Here is a 19,914-nt window from a genome sequence, read left to right on the forward strand (position 1 = left end):
AGCGAGGGGGACGCTCCGATTTACATTAAAAAATCCTATAATACCACTTGTTTTCAATAATATAAGACAATATACGTGTGTGGTAAACGTATGTGGTAAAGGATTGGGACATGCCTTCTTATATTCAGAAAAGACGAAAGAAATATTATGGCGTTTTGGAGATACCAAAAGACGTCCGCCCATATTTTGATGACAAGCCCCGCTTTGTTAAATCCTTAGACACAGATAGTGAAACTGTAGCTCTTCGAAGAGTGGCCCCTCTGGTAGCTCAATGGAAAGGCCAAATTCAAACAGCACGACAGACCAGCTTTGATCCCTTGGAGCAAGACATACAGTTTTGGAAGTCCGCATTAGCAGATGCAAGTCCCCACTCTGAGGTAGGTGACGAATCCCAACGCGATTTACTCCTAAGTGAGATTTACACTGTAGCATCCAAGGTTGAAAAACCAAGGCGAGAAGAATTTGTTAAAAGAATCACAGGTCAGATGACGCCGACTAAAGAGCATCTAGAGGAATGGCTTGGAACGCTTGAAAACACCGCAAAAACAGTTGATATGAAAAAGACTGATGTTGAGAGGCTAAGCAAGAAATTTACCGTACTAGAACATATTCACAAAAGAGATGTACAACGTTGGGCTAATCAATTAATCGGTGAAGAAGAACTAAAATCAAAGACAGTCACACGCATATTGTCAGCTTGTCGAGGATATTGGAGGTACCTTCAAGCTATCCAAGTAGTCAATGAGGAGACATTTCCATTTGATAACCTGCAAATCAAAAACTCTAAGACAACAGAGAAGAAGGATCAAAGAAAACCATTTACGCCTGAAGCAATCATCTCACTGTTAAATGCTGCAAAGAAAAACAAAGATGACAAACTTGCTTACCTGATTGAAATTGGTATGTGGACAGGCGCAAGAATTGAAGAAATATGCTCATTACGGACATCCAGTGTCCATGATGACTATCTTGAAATAGAAGATGCAAAAACCGCTGCAGGCTGGAGACAAGTTCCTGTTCATTCCCAACTAAAACCGCTCATAACGAAACTGAAAGAAGAATCCAAAGACGGTTACATAATATCAGGGCTTACATTCAACAAATACAATGATCGTAGCAATGCTATTGGCAAACGCTTTGGAACACTAAAAAGCAGCGAAGGTTTTGGCAAACAACATGTTTTCCATTCAATCAGAAAGACAGTTGCCACCCAGTTTGAGAATGCTGGTGTCTTGGAGAATGAAGCAGCAGACATAATAGGACATGAGAAGAACACAATGACATACGGGCTTTATTCTGGGGGCCTTGGACTTGAACAAAAGAAAATCGTTATTGAGAAACTTCAGTACCCACAAGCGCTAAACTAACCTAAAATACTAAGTAGAGTATATCGTTCATACAAATTAGTACCAAAATGTATGCCTACAAAAATAAATCCAAATGTCAAAAGCATCCAAGCAGAATGAAAGCCGCGAGTGTTGGAGAGCTTTCGTAATTTATACTTTTGGTCATTCGCATCTTCATACGCGGGCACCTGAATCAACGACTCATCAACTTCAAAATGATGAGATACATAGTATAAATTGAGCATGTAAGCTAGAAACATCACAGCTATCAAGATTAACAACGAGAAGGAGAATTCATTACCATAAATGGCGAACAACCAATAACAATTAAACCCAGAAACCCAAGCAGAAGCAAGAGTCGCATTCAGCATGAATAGAAAACCTAACCCAGCCCCGCGATAAGATATTACGACAAAAAGTTTACCGAATGCATAGGCAAGAGCCCCCTCTAACGCAATAAAAGCAAATGCTCTGATGACTATATTTATGTCTAATTTAAACTGTACGATATGCACATCAGAAGTCACGAGAGCTGGAATACTACCAAAAATATTTATAATGGTTATTGCTGCAGCTAAAAAAGATAGCGGCTGATTCTTAAACTCATTACCTAAAACTTCTAATACTTTCATATGATCCCTGACGCCCCTTACATGAAATCCCATCAACTTTCTAATATATTCAATAGATTAACACCACAACATATTTTTCACTTCAAATTTCTGATTGCTCTATCGATATACGACCGTAGCATTTATCCCCCCTTGGGGTGGTCCCTTCAGGAAAATCCCCTAGAATGAAGAAAAGGGAAACTGAAGCTCCCCTTAATTAATCTTCTTTCAGCATTCGATAGACAGAGCTTCGAGCTATCCTCAGTTGCTTGGCTATGTTTGTCGGTGTAATCCCCTCATTCTTAAGCTGTATTACTTGCTCCTTGTCGATTGAGGTCTTTCTACCTTTGTACTTGCCCTCTTTCTTGGCCTTGGCGATCCCTTCGCGCTGTCTCTCCTTGATCATCTCCCGTTCAAACTGTGCAACAGCTCCTATAATCTGGAGCTGGAGTTGTTGGAAGGGATTATCCTCTCCATTAAAGGTTAGGTTCTCCTTCAGGAAGTTCACGTTGACACCTTGATCAAGAAACCCACGGATCAACCCTAGTAAGTCTTCAAGGTTCCTTGCCAGTCTATCTATTGAATGAACATGTACAGTATCTCCATCTCTCACATAGTCCTGAAGGGCAAGAAGTTCAGGGCGGTTCTTAGTGCCTCCACTTACTTTGTCTTCAAACACACGATCCAGCGCAATGCCTTCTAATTGTCGTCCTGTGTTCTGATCTACAGATGAGACCCTGATGTAACCCACGTTTGCCATATATGCATCTCCGATATGTCCTATTAGACTCTAGGCATTAACTACATATATGTCCTTTAATTGTAAAGCAAGTCTAATCGAACACTATTTGTGTCTCGCTGGTGTGTCCTGTGAGGCTGTACCCAAATCGGACGTTAAATAATTGGGTTGCACTTTAGAGTGAGCAGCAGCGGATTACATTTACTGACGCTCATTGATCAACAATTAAAACGAAAGAGAGTATCAAATGTGCAATCAATCAACTTTCATAAATTACATCAGCATAGGTGAAGCTCTATGCCTGATCTCTATCTTGTCACTTCATTTCGTGATTTAAGGAAGGGAGTATAAAAATGAAAGCAACAGATGATTATATCCTATCCCGAGTTGCCACCCTATGGGATCGTCCCTATGAAGACCATGTAGTAGACGTTTACATAGACGGTTCTTGTGAGGTTAATCCGGGTATCGGTGGCTGGGGTGTCTTCGCCCTTCACGATGCCAAGTATGAGATACTGTACGGCGGGGGAGATCGGGAAAAAACGACCAATCAACGCATGGAACTTACAGCAGCAATCAAGGCCCTAAAGCATTTCAGTTCGCAAAGTAATTACTATCAACTAACAATCTACAGTGACAGCAAGTATGTGGTCGATGGGATTACAAACTGGATATATGGCTGGAAGATGAGGGGCTGGGTTAATTCTCAAGGGAAGCCAGTCGCCAATGAGGACTTGTGGCAAGAGTTGGATAGGTTGGTATGTTTGTATTCAAACCCTATCAACTGGCAATGGGTTAAGGGACATTCCGGCAATACTGCGAACGAGATTTCAGATCAGTTAGCAAGAATACGGGCTAAAACGTTTCCTGATTGTGACACGGCTGTGTTTGGACCGCGAGGTATGCAAAGTGACACACACGATAGCGCCCCATTAAGCCATCTTAGACAGTGCATTGATCTGCTAAAGAATGAGACCCCATCATTATGGAAGAATGTGTTGGCTGAGTGGCCTCATTTAGCGGACTTAAAGTGACCACGATGGAGGCCCTTAGGTGAAAGCTTGAGGGCCTCTGAGGTTCTGTCAGTCGATCAATTCTCGGTCCCACATGTGAGACTAAGTATTTGATAAATAAAGAAAATATTATTGACAAGAAAACTTGGCTGACTCATGATTCACACATCAATAACTACAGCAAGAGAGTAAATAACATGAAAATTTTGATCGAATGGGCTGATAAACAAGTAGAGTGGGACTCGACGCGCAACTTTCTGTACGTAAAGCTCTCATTCTTTGGTGAGATGTATTTGGACCGAACAGTCACAACAGGGCATTGGTTCAAATATGAAGAGGAAGAGAATGGGGAAGGCTGCTTGTGGCTTTGCAGAAGACCTCTCCATTATACTAACTATTCCCGCCATACATCTACGACCAGTGAAGAATTAGCAGCTAATAATGAGCAATTCTGGAAGGAGGTTTTAGAGGAAGAAGAGCAGCAAAATCGCCTTTCTATAGCTCCAGAGCACCAACCTTCTTAATGTTAGGTTTTCTGCGGGTTTGGAATTAGGTTGCACTATAGAAGGGGTTACCTAGGGTACATATAATATAGGTAGTAACTAAGATAGGTATGAAAGGTGGATAAGGGTAGTTATACAATCCCTCCTTCTTCCTGTTTCTACCTACCTCATTACCTTTGAAGACACATCCATAGGAAAACTGAAGGACATCCTTTCAGGAACCCTGCAAGAGAATTTCAGTGAAACTATGGTAGCTACTTACTGGTCCCCTTCAAATACAGATCAGGTGTGTGAGTGTCAGACGGCATTCATGCACCTTTTTTGTTTTAATCTCCTTGAAGGGAGAGAGGGTAGGAAGGATATGCCCTGTGTGACTCAGAATTGACCTCTGAGCGTGTTAGATGGCTTTTATGTGTATCGACTGGGGTTGATTCTAGGGGCTCTCCAGCGCCTTTTAAATGGGGTTAGCAGATGTACTATCGGTTCTGTTTACTTCCCTGTCTTCCATCCATCGGTTTTACCTCAAAAGGCACTGAGATGCCAAATCACTCATCTATAATTTACTCCACAACATATACTTGTTGTAATAGGAATCATGCTACTTTATGTCTTTAAAATTTCCCATTAGGAGTATTGTTATGAGTAAAGATAAAGTTGTTGTCACAGTAAGGGAAAGTGTGAACCCACCCTCACCAGTAGAAATTCGTAGTGTGAACCCTCCTACGACTCCTAGCCCAGATAGAGGTGGTTCTGTTAATCCACCATCATCTCCGTCACGAGGGCCATCTACTCCCCCGAAGCCGCGTTAAATCTAGTTACCGTTACACGATCAATACGACTGACGGGAATGTATGTTATATGGCTGCTTCCTTCTTCAACAGGTTCATAAGCTGTTTCATTTCCGTCAGCATCAATTCTACGGGTTAAATACATCGCGACATTGCCATTTTCATCCACATCTATTTGAGAATTTGGTAATCCAGAAGGTAACGTAGATAGGAAGCTTTCAAGGTATTCTCCATCCACCGTTCTAATGGAGACATTGCTCCATGTATACTTAGGTAGATTTATTATGGCCTCCCATGTAGAAGGTTGCAAATTTTCTCTTGTTACTCCAAATTTTCTTAAAACAAACGCAACAGACAAATTTCCAAATCGTCGCCATAATGCACCAATTGCAAAAACAAGTACTAAACTCAAAAATGGCATAATTATTTTCTGATTGGACAACGGGAGTTTGGAAATTAAATTTGTGGTTAGACTTGTCGCTATGACCCCAAAAACCAGTACTTGCAAGAGGACATCTAAGGTCTTGTGTTTTTCAGATACACCGATTGATCCAACCTTGTATCCTATATACCCAACTACTAAAGTAATTTGTAGTTGAAGAGGTAGTTCGAGTAATTCATTCATTAACTACATCCATCTTTAGCTCTATTGATGCGCTATCCGTATTATTCAACAAATGGGTTAATCCATCCCATTTTCTTACTGATAGCTTCGTTACGGTCTCTTTTGTTTTAATTTCTTGCGTAATTTCTTTTTCGCTTTCTCCTCCTCCTTTTTATGTTTAGATCGAACAAACTTCTCTGACTCTTCAATATTCTTTTTCATACTTAAAATTATTTTGTTTTTTAGAGTAATTTTTGGAGCTTTCATCTTACAGGAGTCAACAAAGTCAAGAATGTCTATTACATCTTCTTGAACAAGATGCCTAAGGATTTGAATATCCTGCAAGGTATCTATGGATTTAGTGTCGACGTCCCAGTATACCAGAGCGCTATAAACCTTTCGATAGACTGCTATGTCCTCGGAAAGCTTTGAAATATTTTCTCTGATGCGCAGGCCTAAAAATGTTAGGGCCATAATCATGATCGTGAATGTGAAACCTTCTTTGACGTAAGCCATCACTGATTTCCAAGTTATCTCCTCATTCATATTAAAGTTAACTAAGAGGAAGATTATAGCTAACGTTGTAGCAATGATAAAAGATGCTGTTTCCGCATGTTGTAGGCGTTTTAATTTTGTCATGTATTTTCTTTAAAAATTGTGGAAGGCTTATCGGCTATTTCTTTGAAGTAACTCCCTGATTAGAGGAAGTAGCATGTGTTGATCTCATGCGCTGACGATAGGATTCTCATTAAGTAATTACAAGTAATAAGGGATTCTTTTTTAATAAAAACCTTTTAAAGATGTGGGTGATGCAGCCCAAATAACTCTACAATCAATCACCTCTATGACCACCCTAGAGACACCCAAGGTCACCATAAGTCTACCTTCACCGTCCTTTGAGATCGTCACTTATGAACTCGTAGAGACAGACACAAATACGCCCTCAGTTCCACCTAAGTCTCCCTCTGAGACTTGGCCCTAATGGAAGCCACCTATCGCTTGTGGAAACAACAACACACTGAGACACCAACTTCTTTTTAAGGAAAATTGAATATGAACATTAACTACTGGAAGTGGCCTGCCACTCCACAGAACGACCTTGCGCCTTGGTACACAATCCTACGACGCTCTTTCGGTCTACCCTTCATCGGACTATCAGTCGCCTTTATCTACCTCGGTGGTCTCATCGGGTGGGGCCATAAGGAAGGCAAGTGGTGGACTAAAGAAGTCTGGGACCTGTAGCCATGTACGCTATATCAGCGCCTCTTTTTTACATGTTACCTCCAGCTCCTAAGAAGCCTGTGGATGTAGATGAGGTCTGGAGTAAGCGCAATGAAGAGCAGGACTTAAAGACCCACCAAAGAAAAACTGAGTGGTCCTTAAGGTTCCGCTTAAGGAGATCAATATGGATGTAATAGTATACATGATAGTTATCATCTTGGCTGGTATCGGATTTGGACAAGTGACCTATTGGATTTTGAAGGCTATTTCAATAGCTTTAGGGTATGAATAGTGATGACCTCACTAGGGATACTGGAAGCCATATACTATCTGGTTCTAGGCGTCATTACATGTACAGCATGGGTGTTCCTGAAGGACGGTATAAGGGAACTTAAAAGGACGCTTAAAGGAGACCCAGATGTTTGAACCATTAATGCAAGGGTACGCCCTTTTCTGGCTACCCTAATTGGTTCCTTAGTTGTCTCTATAATTATCTTCTTAGCTCTTGTTGTGAAACAAGGGTGGGACGAAAGACATACACGGGACCAGCCTAAACATCGCCCTTACTGGCGGTAGTAAAAACTCTTAACAAAGAGAAACAAAATCAAATGAAAAATTTTAACTTTAACGCCGTGGTGGATGACGTCACGGTGAACCAAGACGTGCGCGTTGTGGACATCGAAGGGAAACCTTGGTTTGTCCTGAAGGACGTGTGTGCTGCGTTGGGACTTAAGAACCCTACGGAGGTTGCACAGCGTGTTTATGAAGAGGATAAATCTAAGACCGTCTTAGGAAAAGGACGACCAGCAATCAGCGTATCTGAATCGGGCATGTACCGCATTTTGATGCGTTGTGATAAACCAGCTGCACGTCCCTTCCAAGACTGGGTGACCCGTGAAGTTCTACCTTCAATCCGACGTACAGGTAAGTATGAGATGGAAGAGGGTGAGACTATCCCACTCCCAGCCAACTTTGCACAGGCCATGCGTCAACATGCAGAGACCCTAATCAAACTAGCAGACTCTGAAGAAGAACGTGAACGGCTCCTGAAGGAGACTGAACGCTTAGGCAAGAAGTCTGACATTCTGGACGCCCACTATGCGCCACTTAACAACATCTCTGTAGGTCGCTTTGCGCGGACCTTGGACGGTGTGAACTCAAACAAGATGAAGCAATCCCTAATGAAACTGGGATACCTGTACAATAAAGCAGGTGTCTATCGTGTCTATTCCCAGTATCTCGACAAGCTGTTCTCTGAGAAACGAAACGAAGAGTACGGCACAATCGAAATCTTTGCGACTGACACAGGACGTGAACGGATTGTCCATCACTGGAACGAAGGAGAGTTGATCCTGAAGAAAGGTTTTGAACAACCTGACGCATACTACAACCACGTCCCTAAGTTCCTAACTGTAGGACTGGAGAGTAAACATGGCTAAACGTACAATCTTACTTGATGGGGACATTCTGGCCTTTCAGGTGGCAGTACGTTTGGAAACAGCGATTAACTGGGGTGCTGATGAGGAAACTGGGGTGGACCTATGGACACTCCATGCAGACCCTACAGAAGGTGACGTTACCAGTCTCCAGATATAAATTCTTCTTTCACAGACCACGGCAATGTTTTCAAATAGGATAAAGCATTTTCTTCCTGAGTAGTCGTTGGTTTAATACATTCAAGAATCTCTACAATGTCCAACGCAGGTTGTTCATCAACCTCAAGACTTGGGATTCTGATTGTATACTTATTCCAATGCTTTATATCGGATAAATTGTTTGCCACCCAACAAATCGTGTCAGGTTGATACTTTAGCATCAAAATCATTGCTATATAAAAAGTACCTATACTGTCAGGCGGCGGCAGCAACTTTCTTGGATTATATCTTGGAAGCAATCTTGAACAAAGCTCTTCAGAAAAATACCCTTCCCATTCTTCTTTAAAACTTCCTTTCAAATTACTTGGCGCGACCATTAGCGGCAGCATCCCACATAAGTCGTCTTCATGAATAAAATAATTATCCAAGAACATCTCTACTTCAGGAAAGCTCAGTTCCTGCCTAAAGAATCTCCACCAGAGTAAGTAACTATCGACATCTGACACTTTCAACGGGTTCAAGTTAAGCCCAAGACCAACAACCTTTAATCCGCTAATGAACTTTATCTTTTCAGCAGATAATTGATCCCTTTTGTCCTCAACGAGTGTAGAAATCAGCTCATCAAAATAACCTGTATTTGATTTTACAGATGGCGCACATAGCGCCCAATCATCGTCCGACACTAAAGAGCACAAAGTAGAGTAAAACTTAATCCAAGAGTCTAAATTCGAAGATAAGTGTTCTGCCTCTTCCTCATGTTTAAAAAGCGACAGATGTCTCAAGAGTTTTTTTCTTAGAAGCGGATTATCTTCAACCCAATTCAACAATAGGCTACAACTCATAGCATAATCCACCGCGAGTTGCGCGTTCGCTCTCAAATCAAGGGACATTAAACCTAACCCCTCAATTAGCATCTTCGCACAGGCGGCGTGAGAACGCGGGCTTTCATCATTGAATAAAGCAACTATAGCTTTCTCCAACCCACTAAACATGGGCTTTCTTTGTATGAAACGATTAACTTCCAAATGAAGGACATCAATATATCCTACTGCATTTTGCTCAAGGTGGATTAGTCGTTTATAATTGCCTTGGCGCAAGGCATCTGAGATTGGTCCATGTAGAACGGCCTGTAATGCCTGAAGCCTAGGTAATCCAAAATAAACCTGTGCATAACGTTCTGCAGCCACATTAGAATTTAATCCAAGAATCTGCCATGAGTTGATCTTAAAGTTGCCGTTCCGAAGTCGTTCTAAAAACTCAGTTCTAATTATTTCTTTTGACCCAGCCTTAGTGCTAGAGAGAAACTCATCCGTAGCTTCTAAGTAGTTGTTATTCAGCTCATACCAGTAACACAGCAGAACTTCCAGAGATTCAGCAGGATTTTGCATCTTCAATGTAGCTAGTTCATTTGCACATCTTACTAACTTACGTGGTTTTGGCAGATTTTCTGCTTCTATTTGAAGAAGTGCATCCATTACCAATTCCTGCTCTTTACTATCGAAGCCGCATTCAGCAAGTGTTTCTATGAAGAAAGGTTTCCAAGAGCTGATCAACAATGGCGAAATAGCAAAACGGGTATGAAAAAGTTTCTCAAAATGACCTAATGACTGTTGCTCTAGTTGGCTACTATCATAGCAACTTATGAAAAACACATTCTTCAGGAAATTTTGCTCTTCATCTGGGTTGTAGAATCTCTCAAAGAAGATTTGTAAAGTCTTCCACACCTCTAAAGCTTCTGTATTCTCAAGTCTGTCCAGATTATCAAATACAATGATAAGTTTTCGTTCTGGAGCATCTAGCGATTGTTTAAGCAGTTGATAAAACCACTGTTGAAAACGCCATGAACTGTGCTCAGCTTCTTCTACAGCTTCCCTGATGTCAAACTCGGACACATTACCTGAAAGTGCTTGGATTAACTTAGGTACAAAAGGCGGATACAGAAACACCCAAATCAAAAAGCCTATGATACCAATAGCGAAACCCATCCACTGTAATACTGGAAACTTGATATCAATATAGGCATTTATATCTTTTAATACATCTCTCTGGATATCCTCAGGGAAAAGAAGCCAGACAAAAATCAATACAACTATAAGTGCTATTATTTTTGAGAAAGCAGGAATAGAATTACTACGATCACGTTGTAAACTATCCAAATTCCAATTGATATTTTTAGTCCAACCTTTGCGCAACAATGAGTCTGCCAGCTTCTCTAGACAAGCACGTCTTAAATGGTCACCGCTATGCGACCATGTATCAATTGTAACTAGGTTGTAAGGACTATTGTCAGCGGTCACATTTAACTTCTTGGCGATCATTTTGATCACACTAGATTTACCACTCCCTCTAGCACCATCAATACCGATTGAAATACCCGATTGAGAAGGGTTCTGGACTAAATCAACAATCGTGTCTGCAACATTCCCATGAACGCCGTCAAATCGATCTTCACTATTCGGCACGTCAGGAACAATAGTGTATCGCTTAACATTCGTGATATCTGACATCTTCCCCATTCACATATCCAATCACCGAGTTGATTTAATAGATACGAATCTCTCAGAAAGTGCAATAATCATTTACGGTAACTAAAAAGCTCAAAAATACTACTCAAGGCCTCTTCACACTCCATGCTGACTTCTCTGAAATGTGTAGACAAATCTCCATAGTTCTCAAGTATTTGTTTTCGTTCTTTGTCTGCATCCTTCTCATTTGCGTGGCCTTTATGAGTTGATCTTAATCGCTGTAATTTTGCTATTGGCCTAGTAGTTTCACGAGCATCTTCTTGATCCATTCCATAAGCATTTAGCAATTCCGTTGTCATGCCAATAGACCCAAAAGATGGATCATACTCATGATCAAGATTCTTCAGCTGTTTCTTCAACCACTTTTTATCAATCCCATCCACAATAAGTTGGCATAAATTCAGTAATTCATTAGACCACTCCTTTATAGAAGCAGTTACAGGATAACGTACTGATTGATACAAGGATTCATCTCTACATTTCCACCAACCAAGATCGGACTTTTCAAACTGTTTAAGGATGTTCTTAATATCCACCAGCGGACAGTATGATGTAAAAAATTTACCTTCAAAATCTGTGGCAAACGCTCTCTCAGAAATCCCACCCTTTGGTTTCTCGTTGAATGACTTCCAGTAAAGCTGCTCTGCGTATGGTAAGCGTTGTAAATCAATGAGGTACACATGTACTTGCCCATGCTCATTTATATCATATGATTGAATGAACCAACCGCCTCTACAATGTATGCTTCTATCTTCAAGCCTGTATTTCTCAGAGTCATTCTTGTATTTCAGCAAGACCTCAGGATTAAAGAAAGCTGGGGACATTTCATAAGGCAACGTACTCTCAGTAAAGTAATTTACAATACTATCCGGCGCACATGAAATCTCCTTAATCTCGTTACGACGAAGGTCACGTGCAATAAAAGAAGCGTATTCCTTTGTACCATTATCATCATTACTAAAATGCATTTCCTGTAGCTTGGTAACAATCACACCACGACTTGCACTACAGTTAGTTGGACGTATTGTAAAACGTGTAACGAAACTCCTATCGATTCCACAATATGAGACCTCCTCTACTCCGTGCTCAATCAGGTAAGGATTCTCACAGCGAGTTAGATCAAACATGGTTACTAAAGATGAACCCGTGATTTCTGCATATTTACGTATAACGTGGCTATCACAAATAACTGCCATACCGCTTTCAAAATCGTCTTCGCCTCGAATCTGAACAACTTTCACGATGTCCTTCAGATCACCATTATCGTCCAGAGAACACCAAGCCTGCCTTGCCTTTATGTAATGCAACCCCATAACATGCATAAATCGCTGCGACAGTTCGACATAATTACCAAGGTCAGGCACTCCTTCAAATGTCCTCAAGAAAACTAATTGCTCTCCATGCGGTAATGTTTCACCTTGCCTGCTCATTGGGTCTTCAAGATGACAATCTTCATCCCCCATATGCTGCCACAAGTCCCATGATTCGTATGGGTTGAAATGCCACCGCATAAGATCATCAAAATCCGGTGGGTTTAATAAATCCTCGGGTACTAGTACTGTATGTGTATAATAGTAACCAAAGCCAGCATATAAGATCACTTCTTCACCGGATAACGACTTCTTCAGATTAGGTATAACGTCTTTTTGCCATAGCCATTCATTGAATTCTTCCTTATCAACAGGAGCTTCATTCAAACTCAAAAGCGTCTTTTCATCAAAAACCATTAGCTCACCTTCCCCGCTAAGTTCTGACAGTTCATAATTATGTACAGCCTAATGACTTTATACGATTCGTGAAGAAAAAACGTATGTGGTAAACGTGTGTGGTTTTATAAAAATCACACTCTCTTAAATATTTGATTTTAAATGAAAATATAAGATTTACTAGATCTGGCGGAGCGAGGGGGATTCGAACCCCCGAGGGGTTGCCCCCAACACGCTTTCCAGGCGTGCGCCTTAAGCCGCTCGGCCATCGCTCCTAATCTGTATCGCAAGGAATGCATGGGATTGCCTATCAACTTGCGGCCCCAACCATGTGGAGCGAGCGGAAACTAACCAAATCCCCACTGTCTTGCAAGGGCTGTTTTCAAGAAAAATGTAAATTTTTTAAAAAAACTTCATTTTTTTTACCCCATATAATAAGAGAATCTGATAAAAGGGTAGAATTACATGACTTTAGAGTTTTCTTAAGAGTGAAAATTCTATATTTCGCCTTGGTTTGAGCCATATTACATAAGATATGTCTGGGGAGACTAAAAACCATGCTTTTTCGCTGGTTTGGGAAATTATGCATCTTATCAGCACTTATCCTTCTTGGGATTGGGCTCTATATTTGGTTAAGTGGCGAAGATATTAATAAAGCTGCAGGTCAAATCTGGTATCAAATGCATCAACCAAGCCTGCAATATGCGCAGGTCATCGTTGAACGCTACCTCCATGCGAGCTGGTTCTGGACATTTTTCCAAAACTCCATCCTGACCTTACCAGCCTGGGATGCAATTATACGGGTCTTTATCGCCCTCTTCCTTATCGGTGGCATTATGATCGGCCTGTTTAAAAAACCACGTAGCCTGCATCATCGAAACAAAAATAAAGGCATCCATTAGATTAATGGAAAAAATTTTAAGTGATCCTCTATCAACTTATTACCTGATTGATCCAGACACGGATCATCCGCCCGCTGAATTTGAAAGCATCTATCAATTATGGGCAAAAAAACGCGGCGAAGATAATTTATTTCCCTGCTGGAAAGATTTTGACTTCACTGACTTTGTTGGATGGCATGGCATGCTCATCATTTCAGAAACCCAATGGGAACCATTTGAAATCACCTATCGTATATTTGGCAGTGAAATTGCCAATATTATCAATGAAGATCTGACAGGTAAAAAAAGCTATCCTGGCGAAGAAGGTGGCTTTTATTACGAGCTTGATAAACCATATTTAGAAGCAATTCGGGCCAATAGGAAACTAGGCTATGCCATCGGAAGTTTAGACTGGATAGGACAAACCCACCGTAAAGTTGCCTATATGGATTTTCCGATGAATAAAGCCCATCGTAGTGAAGATTTTAAAAACCCGACTATGTTTATGACCGCATGTTATGTGCATAAACTTAGTCGGGAAGAATATCTCAGCGCGCCAGCAACAATTGCATCAGACAAATGAGGAAATGGGTAATCTCCTGAATTAGTTATCACCCATTTTTAAAGCTTCAAGGAAAGCGGATTGTGGAATATCCACTTTACCGAATTGACGCATACGTTTTTTACCTTCTTTTTGTTTCTCAAGAAGTTTACGTTTACGTGACACATCACCACCATAACATTTCGCGGTCACATCTTTACGCATCGCAGATAATGTCTCTCGTGCGATGATCTTGCCACCAATCGCCGCCTGAATTGCCACCTTGAACAATTGACGTGGGACCAAATCCTTCAACCGCGCACAAATGGCACGACCACGGAACTCTGCTTGGGATCGATGAACCAACATAGACAAAGCGTCAACTGGATCACCATTGATCATAATTTGTACTTTAACCAGATCACCAGATTCATAGCCAACCATCTCATAATCGAAGGACGCATAACCACTGGTAATGGATTTCAGGCGATCATAGAAATCAAAGACTACTTCGTTCAACGGCAATTTATAAACCACCATCGCACGACCACCCACATAAGTGAGATCTAACTGTTCACCACGGCGTTCCGTACAAAGTGTCAGCACTGGGCCCAAATACTCATCAGGCACCATGATTGTTGCTTTAATCCATGGCTCTTCAATAGAGTCAATTTTCACAACATCCGGATAATCAGCCGGGTTATGGAGCTCCAGCAAACTGCCGTCATTCATATGAATTTTATAAACCACAGATGGCGCTGTTGAAATCAAATCCAGATCAAATTCACGGTTCAGGCGTTCTTGAATAATCTCAAGATGAAGTAGACCTAGGAAACCACAACGGAAACCAAAACCAAGTGCAGCAGAGCTTTCCATCTCAAAATGGAAGCTGGCATCATTCAAGGCAAGTTTACCTAGGCTTTCACGCAATGTTTCAAAATCCGATGCATCAACTGGGAAAAGGCCACAGAATACAACTGGTACAGATGGCTTAAAGCCCGGCAGAGCTTCTGTTGCAGGTTTGCGATCCAACGTGATGGTATCACCCACCTGACAATCAGAGACGGATTTAATGGAAGCTGTAATAAAACCCATTTCACCCGGGCCAAGCTCTTTTACGGTTTCATGTTTTGGCGTAAAAATACCAACACGGTCAATCTCATGTGTTGCCCCAGTGGACATCATCCGGATCTTTTGACCTTTTTGTAAAACACCATCTACAACACGGACCAAAATCACAACGCCAAGATATTGGTCATACCAACTATCAACCAGCATCGCTTTTAATTCACTGTCACGTTCTCCACCCGGCGGAGGCAACTGTTCGACGATCGCATCCAATGTTTCTTCGATACCAATGCCAGATTTCGCAGATACCTCCAACGCACCATCAGCTTCAATGCCAATCACATCTTCAATCTGTTGGCGAATACGATCTGGATCAGCTGCAGGTAAATCAATCTTGTTCAACACAGGGACGAGATCAAGATCACCATCCATTGCCAAATATACGTTAGCCAAAGTTTGCGCTTCTACCCCTTGAGAAGCATCAACAACCAATAACGCACCTTCACAGGCCGCCAAAGAACGGGAAACTTCATAGGCGAAATCCACATGGCCCGGCGTATCCATCAAGTTCAAGATATAAGTTTCACCATCTTTGGCTTTATATTCCAAACGAACAGTTTGCGCCTTAATGGTAATGCCGCGCTCTTTCTCGATCTCCATATTGTCGAGAACTTGTTCCGTCATTTCACGTTCTGTCAAACCACCACAATACTGGATCAAACGATCGGCAAGCGTAGATTTACCATGGTCAATATGAGCAACGATGGAGAAGTTGCGAATTTTACTTAGATCCGTCATCTGGCGAACTCAAAACTTAAATGAAATTAAAAATCTGCTATAGCAGTGTTAATGCTGCTTTGCGGGCGCGACAATAGGCCGAAACACCCGCTTTTTCAATCTATTCTTTTATTCAGTTATTGAGATATGAATTAAAGATCATATTCATGATTAACCAACCGATGCATCCAACCAGACAAGTCATTGGTCATATGGTGAATATGTCCACCTTCCGACCCCATGGAAGACCAATCCGCTGTTGTTTTCACCCAAACTGTACGCATCCCTACTTCAGCAGGATATTTCAAGTTTTTTGCCATATCTTCAACCATCACAGCTTTGGTAGGATCAATATCAAACTGCTTGATCATTTTATCATAAGGGGCCGCATTCGGTTTTGGTATGTAATCAGATGCTATAATATCAAAGATATCATCGAAATGATGTGCAATACCTAACTGTGCCAAAGTTGCTTCTGCATGTTTCACAGTACCATTGGTAAAAATCAACTTGCGCCCCGGCAGTTCAGCCAATGCCTTATCAATTGTCTCATCACGTAAGACCGGGGAATAATCAATATCATGAACAAAGTCCAAGAAATCTTTTGGTTCGACACCGTGATTGGTCATTAGGCCATTTAGCGTCGTACCATGTTCTAGGAAATACTTCTTCTGAACGGCTTTGGCCTCATCATGTTCCAAATCCAAAGTTTGGCTAATGAAATGTCCCATCTTCTTATCAATCTGGGCAAATAGATTACACTTTTCAGGATAAAGCGTATTATCCAAGTCAAAAATCCATGTTTCAGACGCTAATAATGCCAACCAGCTTTCTTTGTCATGTGTGATTTCTTGCATCAGCCTATCCTTATCTTAAATCCTGAACATTCTTATCTCTTCAAATGTTTTGCCTTTTTCAATCCCGAACAGCAAGAGAAAGATCATATTGTCGCTAAATTTTAAATTTATACGGTTAGGATTAGGAAAGAGATTTGCAAATAAGAAAAGAAGGGATATTCTGTTTAACGTTGTAAACTGTTGATATAAGAAAATAATAATGAACATATATACACATCCCAAAGTACCAGACGATCTGTCTTATGAAGAAGCCCGCTTATTAATGGTGGATCCGGATACGGCTGTGCGCCAGGCGTTGGCACATCATCCAAATACGCCTGAAGAAATCTTGTATTTTCTAGCAGAAGATAAAGAACCGTCAGTGAGACGCGCAATTGCGTTTAATGATAATACCCCACGCAAAGCTGATCTTATTCTGGCAAAAGACAATGACCCTCAAGTGCGTCATCAACTCGCCAATAAGATTGGACGTATCTTGCCAGACCTTCCGTTGGAAGCAAAAGAACTGGTTCTATCGGTGACATCAGATATCTTAACTCAACTGGCACAAGACGAAGTCGAACATGTTCGTAGCATGCTAGCTGATATGGTCAAAGATTTACCAAATGTCCCTAATGAGGTTGTGAAGCTTTTAGCAAAAGACAGCGCCCTCACCGTTTCGGAACCCGTATTGCAGTTTTCACCCGTTTTAGCCGATCAGGATTTGCTGGATATTATCAACACACATCCTTTAAAGGGTGTCATCAGTGCGATTTCCAAACGTGATGGCGTGAGTGAAGAAATCTGCGGGGCTATCGTTAAAAGCGGTGATGTAGAAGCAATTTTTCACTTGTTAGAAAATAAAACTTCCCAAATTTGCGATGATTCAATGGACAAGATTTTAGAAGAGGCGCCCAAGCATGAAGGATGGCATGGGCCTCTTGTACAACGTCCAAAATTATCTGCCAAAACCGTTACTCGCCTTACCGATTTCGTTGCCATGCAGCTTTTACATGAATTACAAGAACGGACCGATTTGGATGATGACTTGCTCGTTCAACTCACCCAGTCCATGGAAAACCGGATCGCAAAAGAAGCGGAAGAAAAAGCCAACCTTCCCGGCGAAGATTGGGAAGGCAGCGATGATATTGATGCTGAAATCACTGCGTTAAAAGCCAGTGGTAACCTTAATCAGGATTTCGTCGACGATTGTTTAGATAATGGCTATAGAGATAAGTTATTTGCTGGTATCGCAGTCATGTCTGATATCGAAGCAAATATTGTTGCCAAAACCTTAACCCAACCACGTCCAAAACGCATTTGTGCGTTATGCTATAAAGCTGGGATATCTGCCCATAGTGCACGGCAAATTCAAATTCAAATCGCAAAACTACCAACGTCTTTGGTGATCAAACCAACCGAAGACGGTGAATATAGCATGAGCAAAGACGAGCTTCTCGAAGTTTTCAATGATCTTAATTAAAAAAGAGCGAGATAATCTCTCGCTCTTATATTTCACTTTCTTAACTGCATTAATCCGCAGTAATCAAAGTCCCTGCACCCATTTCGGTGAACATTTCCAGCAAGATCACATGAGCCACACGCCCATCTAGAATAACGGCTGCATCTGCCCCTTTTTCGATGGCATGGAAACACGTTTCGATTTTTGGGATCATGCCGCCATGGATGGTGCCATCCTTAATCAAGTCTCTTGCTTGAGAAACAGTAAGCTCACGTATCAACTCACCATTTTTATCTAAGACACCTGGCACGTCCGTTAACAACAATAAGCGGCGAGCATTGGTACCACCAGCCACTGCACCAGCAGCTGTATCCGCATTAATATTATAGGTTCGCCCTTCTTCCCCAATACCAATTGGTGCAACAACCGGAATAAATTCAGATTCCATCAATACATTGATGATAGAAGGATCAACCTCAGTTGGTTCCCCCACAAAACCAAGATCAATCACTTTTTCAATATGAGAATCCGGGTCAACCACAGTACGCTCAAGTTTTTTAGCACGAATTAGACTGCCATCTTTACCGGATAGCCCGACTGCACGACCACCTTCATTTTGTAGATTGGCAACAATAGACTTATTGATATTACCACATAAAACCATTTCGGCAATTTCAACAGTTTCTGCATCTGTGACACGATGACCATCAACAAATTCACTTTGTTTATGGATTTTCTTTAGCATCGCCCCAATTTGCGGCCCACCACCATGCACCACGATTGGGTTGACGCCAACCTGCTTCAAAATCACGATATCACGGGCAAATTTACGAGATAATTCTTCGCTTCCCATGGCGTGACCACCGTATTTCACCACAATATTCTTGCCGGTGTAACGTCGCATATATGGAAGCGCTTCTGCTAAAAGTCCTGCTTTTTCCAGCCATTCCAAACGACGTTTTGTCTTATCCATGGGTTTTACTCTTCGTTTAAATTTTAATCTAAGATTGTTTCTTTTAAAGAATTTATACAGGCTGTGCCATATCGGTCAATAAGGCGCGTAACTCGCCAATGCCATACCCTTTACGGGAACTGGTAATAAATATCTCTGGATGGGCAGCGGCACGTGTTTTAATCTCTTTACGTACCTTATTCGCTGTTTCTTCCAACATGGATTGTTTTACCTTGTCCGACTTGGTCAAAATCACCTGATAAGCCACACCAGCAATATCCAGCATATCCATTAACTCACGATCTGGGTCTTTCAAACCATGACGCGAGTCGACTAATAAGCAAAGACGCTTTAGCTCTACACGCCCACGCAAATAATCACGCACCAGTCGTGTCCATGCCTGAACTTCGGATCGAGATACCTTCGCATATCCATGCCCGGGTAAATCCACCATCATCAAACGACCACCAAGCAAGAAGAAGTTTAACTCCTTCGTACGTCCCGGGGTATTTGATGTACGTGCCAAAGTGTTACGTCCTGTTAACGCATTCACAAGACTGGACTTACCGACATTGGAACGTCCTGCAAATGCGACTTCCGGAATACCATCTGTTGGCAAAGCTGCCAATTTGGTCACACCAAGTTGAAACTCACAGGATTGTGCAAAAAATTTGCGACCTTCTTCAATTTCTTCGTCGCTGAATTCAAAAGCCATAACGTCTTTTCATCTTTCAGTTAAATAGATT

Annotated in this window: 19 protein-coding genes and 1 tRNA gene; 9 read left to right on the forward strand and 11 right to left on the reverse strand. The window is 41.5% G+C overall.

Features of this window, described 5'->3' with window-relative positions; genetic code table 11:
* Positions 1-110: 110 nt before the first annotated feature.
* The gene (locus ACOQOA_RS08320) at positions 111-1,367 is read left to right on the forward strand and encodes a tyrosine-type recombinase/integrase (RefSeq protein ID WP_420548184.1); all 1,257 of its coding nucleotides are present in this window, start codon (positions 111-113) and stop codon (positions 1,365-1,367) included.
* Here ACOQOA_RS08320 and ACOQOA_RS08325 read toward each other — a convergent pair.
* Both ACOQOA_RS08325 and ACOQOA_RS08330 read right to left on the reverse strand, forming a co-directional pair.
* Positions 1,364-1,978: a hypothetical protein gene (locus tag ACOQOA_RS08325; protein WP_420548185.1), complete on the reverse strand. Its 615-nt coding sequence runs from the start codon at positions 1,976-1,978 to the stop codon at positions 1,364-1,366. The genes ACOQOA_RS08320 and ACOQOA_RS08325 overlap by 4 nt on opposite strands.
* Before the next feature lie 196 nt (positions 1,979-2,174).
* Positions 2,175-2,717: a recombinase family protein gene (locus ACOQOA_RS08330; RefSeq protein WP_420548186.1), complete on the reverse strand. Its 543-nt coding sequence runs from the start codon at positions 2,715-2,717 to the stop codon at positions 2,175-2,177.
* 332 nt (positions 2,718-3,049) lie between these two features.
* On the opposite strand from ACOQOA_RS08330, the gene rnhA reads away from it, so the two are divergent.
* The 3 genes from rnhA to ACOQOA_RS08345 all read left to right on the forward strand — a co-directional run bounded on the left by rnhA (position 3,050) and on the right by ACOQOA_RS08345 (position 5,021).
* Positions 3,050-3,730, forward strand: coding sequence for a ribonuclease HI (gene rnhA / locus ACOQOA_RS08335; RefSeq protein ID WP_420548187.1), 681 nt, complete (start codon positions 3,050-3,052; stop codon positions 3,728-3,730).
* 176 nt (positions 3,731-3,906) lie between these two features.
* Positions 3,907-4,233: a hypothetical protein gene (locus tag ACOQOA_RS08340; protein ID WP_420548188.1), complete on the forward strand. Its 327-nt coding sequence runs from the start codon at positions 3,907-3,909 to the stop codon at positions 4,231-4,233.
* A 617-nt stretch (positions 4,234-4,850) separates the two neighbouring features.
* Positions 4,851-5,021, forward strand: a complete 171-nt coding sequence (locus ACOQOA_RS08345) for a hypothetical protein (RefSeq protein ID WP_420548189.1) — start codon at positions 4,851-4,853, stop codon at positions 5,019-5,021.
* Here ACOQOA_RS08345 and ACOQOA_RS08350 read toward each other — a convergent pair.
* Positions 4,999-5,625, reverse strand: coding sequence for a hypothetical protein (locus ACOQOA_RS08350; protein WP_420548190.1), 627 nt, complete (start codon positions 5,623-5,625; stop codon positions 4,999-5,001). The genes ACOQOA_RS08345 and ACOQOA_RS08350 overlap by 23 nt on opposite strands.
* A 90-nt stretch (positions 5,626-5,715) precedes the next feature.
* Positions 5,716-6,243 carry a hypothetical protein gene (locus ACOQOA_RS08355; protein ID WP_420548191.1) on the reverse strand — a complete coding sequence of 176 codons (528 nt, stop codon included), beginning with the start codon at positions 6,241-6,243 and terminating at the stop codon, positions 5,716-5,718.
* A gap of 1,190 nt (positions 6,244-7,433) precedes the next feature.
* On the opposite strand from ACOQOA_RS08355, the gene ACOQOA_RS08360 reads away from it, so the two are divergent.
* Both ACOQOA_RS08360 and ACOQOA_RS08365 read left to right on the forward strand, forming a co-directional pair.
* Positions 7,434-8,264 carry a Bro-N domain-containing protein gene (locus ACOQOA_RS08360; protein ID WP_420548192.1) on the forward strand — a complete coding sequence of 277 codons (831 nt, stop codon included), beginning with the start codon at positions 7,434-7,436 and terminating at the stop codon, positions 8,262-8,264.
* On the forward strand, positions 8,257-8,421 hold the full coding sequence (locus tag ACOQOA_RS08365) for a hypothetical protein (protein ID WP_420548193.1): 165 nt from the start codon (positions 8,257-8,259) through the stop codon (positions 8,419-8,421). Before ACOQOA_RS08360 ends, ACOQOA_RS08365 begins: the two co-directional genes overlap by 8 nt.
* Here ACOQOA_RS08365 and ACOQOA_RS08370 read toward each other — a convergent pair.
* The 3 genes from ACOQOA_RS08370 to ACOQOA_RS08380 form a co-directional block, all read right to left on the reverse strand.
* Positions 8,402-10,936: a P-loop NTPase fold protein gene (locus ACOQOA_RS08370; RefSeq protein WP_420548194.1), complete on the reverse strand. Its 2,535-nt coding sequence runs from the start codon at positions 10,934-10,936 to the stop codon at positions 8,402-8,404. The genes ACOQOA_RS08365 and ACOQOA_RS08370 overlap by 20 nt on opposite strands.
* Positions 10,937-10,995: 59 nt before the next feature.
* Positions 10,996-12,672 carry a hypothetical protein gene (locus tag ACOQOA_RS08375; protein WP_420548195.1) on the reverse strand — a complete coding sequence of 559 codons (1,677 nt, stop codon included), beginning with the start codon at positions 12,670-12,672 and terminating at the stop codon, positions 10,996-10,998.
* 166 nt (positions 12,673-12,838) lie between these two features.
* Positions 12,839-12,926: transfer RNA gene (locus ACOQOA_RS08380), tRNA-Ser, on the reverse strand.
* Between the two features lie 282 nt (positions 12,927-13,208).
* Here ACOQOA_RS08380 and ACOQOA_RS08385 point away from each other — a divergent pair.
* Together ACOQOA_RS08385 and ACOQOA_RS08390 are read left to right on the forward strand one after the other, a co-directional pair.
* The gene (locus ACOQOA_RS08385; RefSeq protein ID WP_420548196.1) at positions 13,209-13,553 is read left to right on the forward strand and encodes a hypothetical protein; all 345 of its coding nucleotides are present in this window, start codon (positions 13,209-13,211) and stop codon (positions 13,551-13,553) included.
* Between the two features lie 4 nt (positions 13,554-13,557).
* Positions 13,558-14,115, forward strand: a complete 558-nt coding sequence (locus ACOQOA_RS08390) for a hypothetical protein (protein WP_420548197.1) — start codon at positions 13,558-13,560, stop codon at positions 14,113-14,115.
* A 21-nt stretch (positions 14,116-14,136) separates the two neighbouring features.
* Here the strand turns inward: ACOQOA_RS08390 and lepA are convergent, their stop codons facing one another.
* Positions 14,137-15,939 (reverse strand): translation elongation factor 4, encoded by a 1,803-nt coding sequence (gene lepA, locus ACOQOA_RS08395; RefSeq protein WP_420548198.1) that lies wholly within the window; start codon positions 15,937-15,939, stop codon positions 14,137-14,139.
* Between the two features lie 131 nt (positions 15,940-16,070).
* Positions 16,071-16,775 (reverse strand): pyrimidine 5'-nucleotidase, encoded by a 705-nt coding sequence (locus ACOQOA_RS08400; RefSeq protein WP_420548199.1) that lies wholly within the window; start codon positions 16,773-16,775, stop codon positions 16,071-16,073.
* A 199-nt stretch (positions 16,776-16,974) separates the two neighbouring features.
* On the opposite strand from ACOQOA_RS08400, the gene ACOQOA_RS08405 reads away from it, so the two are divergent.
* A complete protein-coding gene (locus ACOQOA_RS08405; protein ID WP_420548200.1) occupies positions 16,975-18,237 on the forward strand; it encodes a DUF2336 domain-containing protein in 1,263 nt (420 codons plus the stop codon).
* Between the two features lie 49 nt (positions 18,238-18,286).
* Here ACOQOA_RS08405 and argB read toward each other — a convergent pair whose 3' ends face one another.
* Positions 18,287-19,189, reverse strand: coding sequence for an acetylglutamate kinase (argB, locus tag ACOQOA_RS08410; RefSeq protein WP_420548201.1), 903 nt, complete (start codon positions 19,187-19,189; stop codon positions 18,287-18,289).
* A 52-nt stretch (positions 19,190-19,241) separates the two neighbouring features.
* On the reverse strand, positions 19,242-19,883 hold the full coding sequence (gene yihA, locus ACOQOA_RS08415) for a ribosome biogenesis GTP-binding protein YihA/YsxC (RefSeq protein WP_420548202.1): 642 nt from the start codon (positions 19,881-19,883) through the stop codon (positions 19,242-19,244).
* Positions 19,884-19,914: the final 31 nt, after the last annotated feature.

Source organism: Curvivirga sp. (assembly GCF_965219885.1).
Classification (GTDB): domain Bacteria; phylum Pseudomonadota; class Alphaproteobacteria; order UBA8366; family Aestuariispiraceae; genus Curvivirga.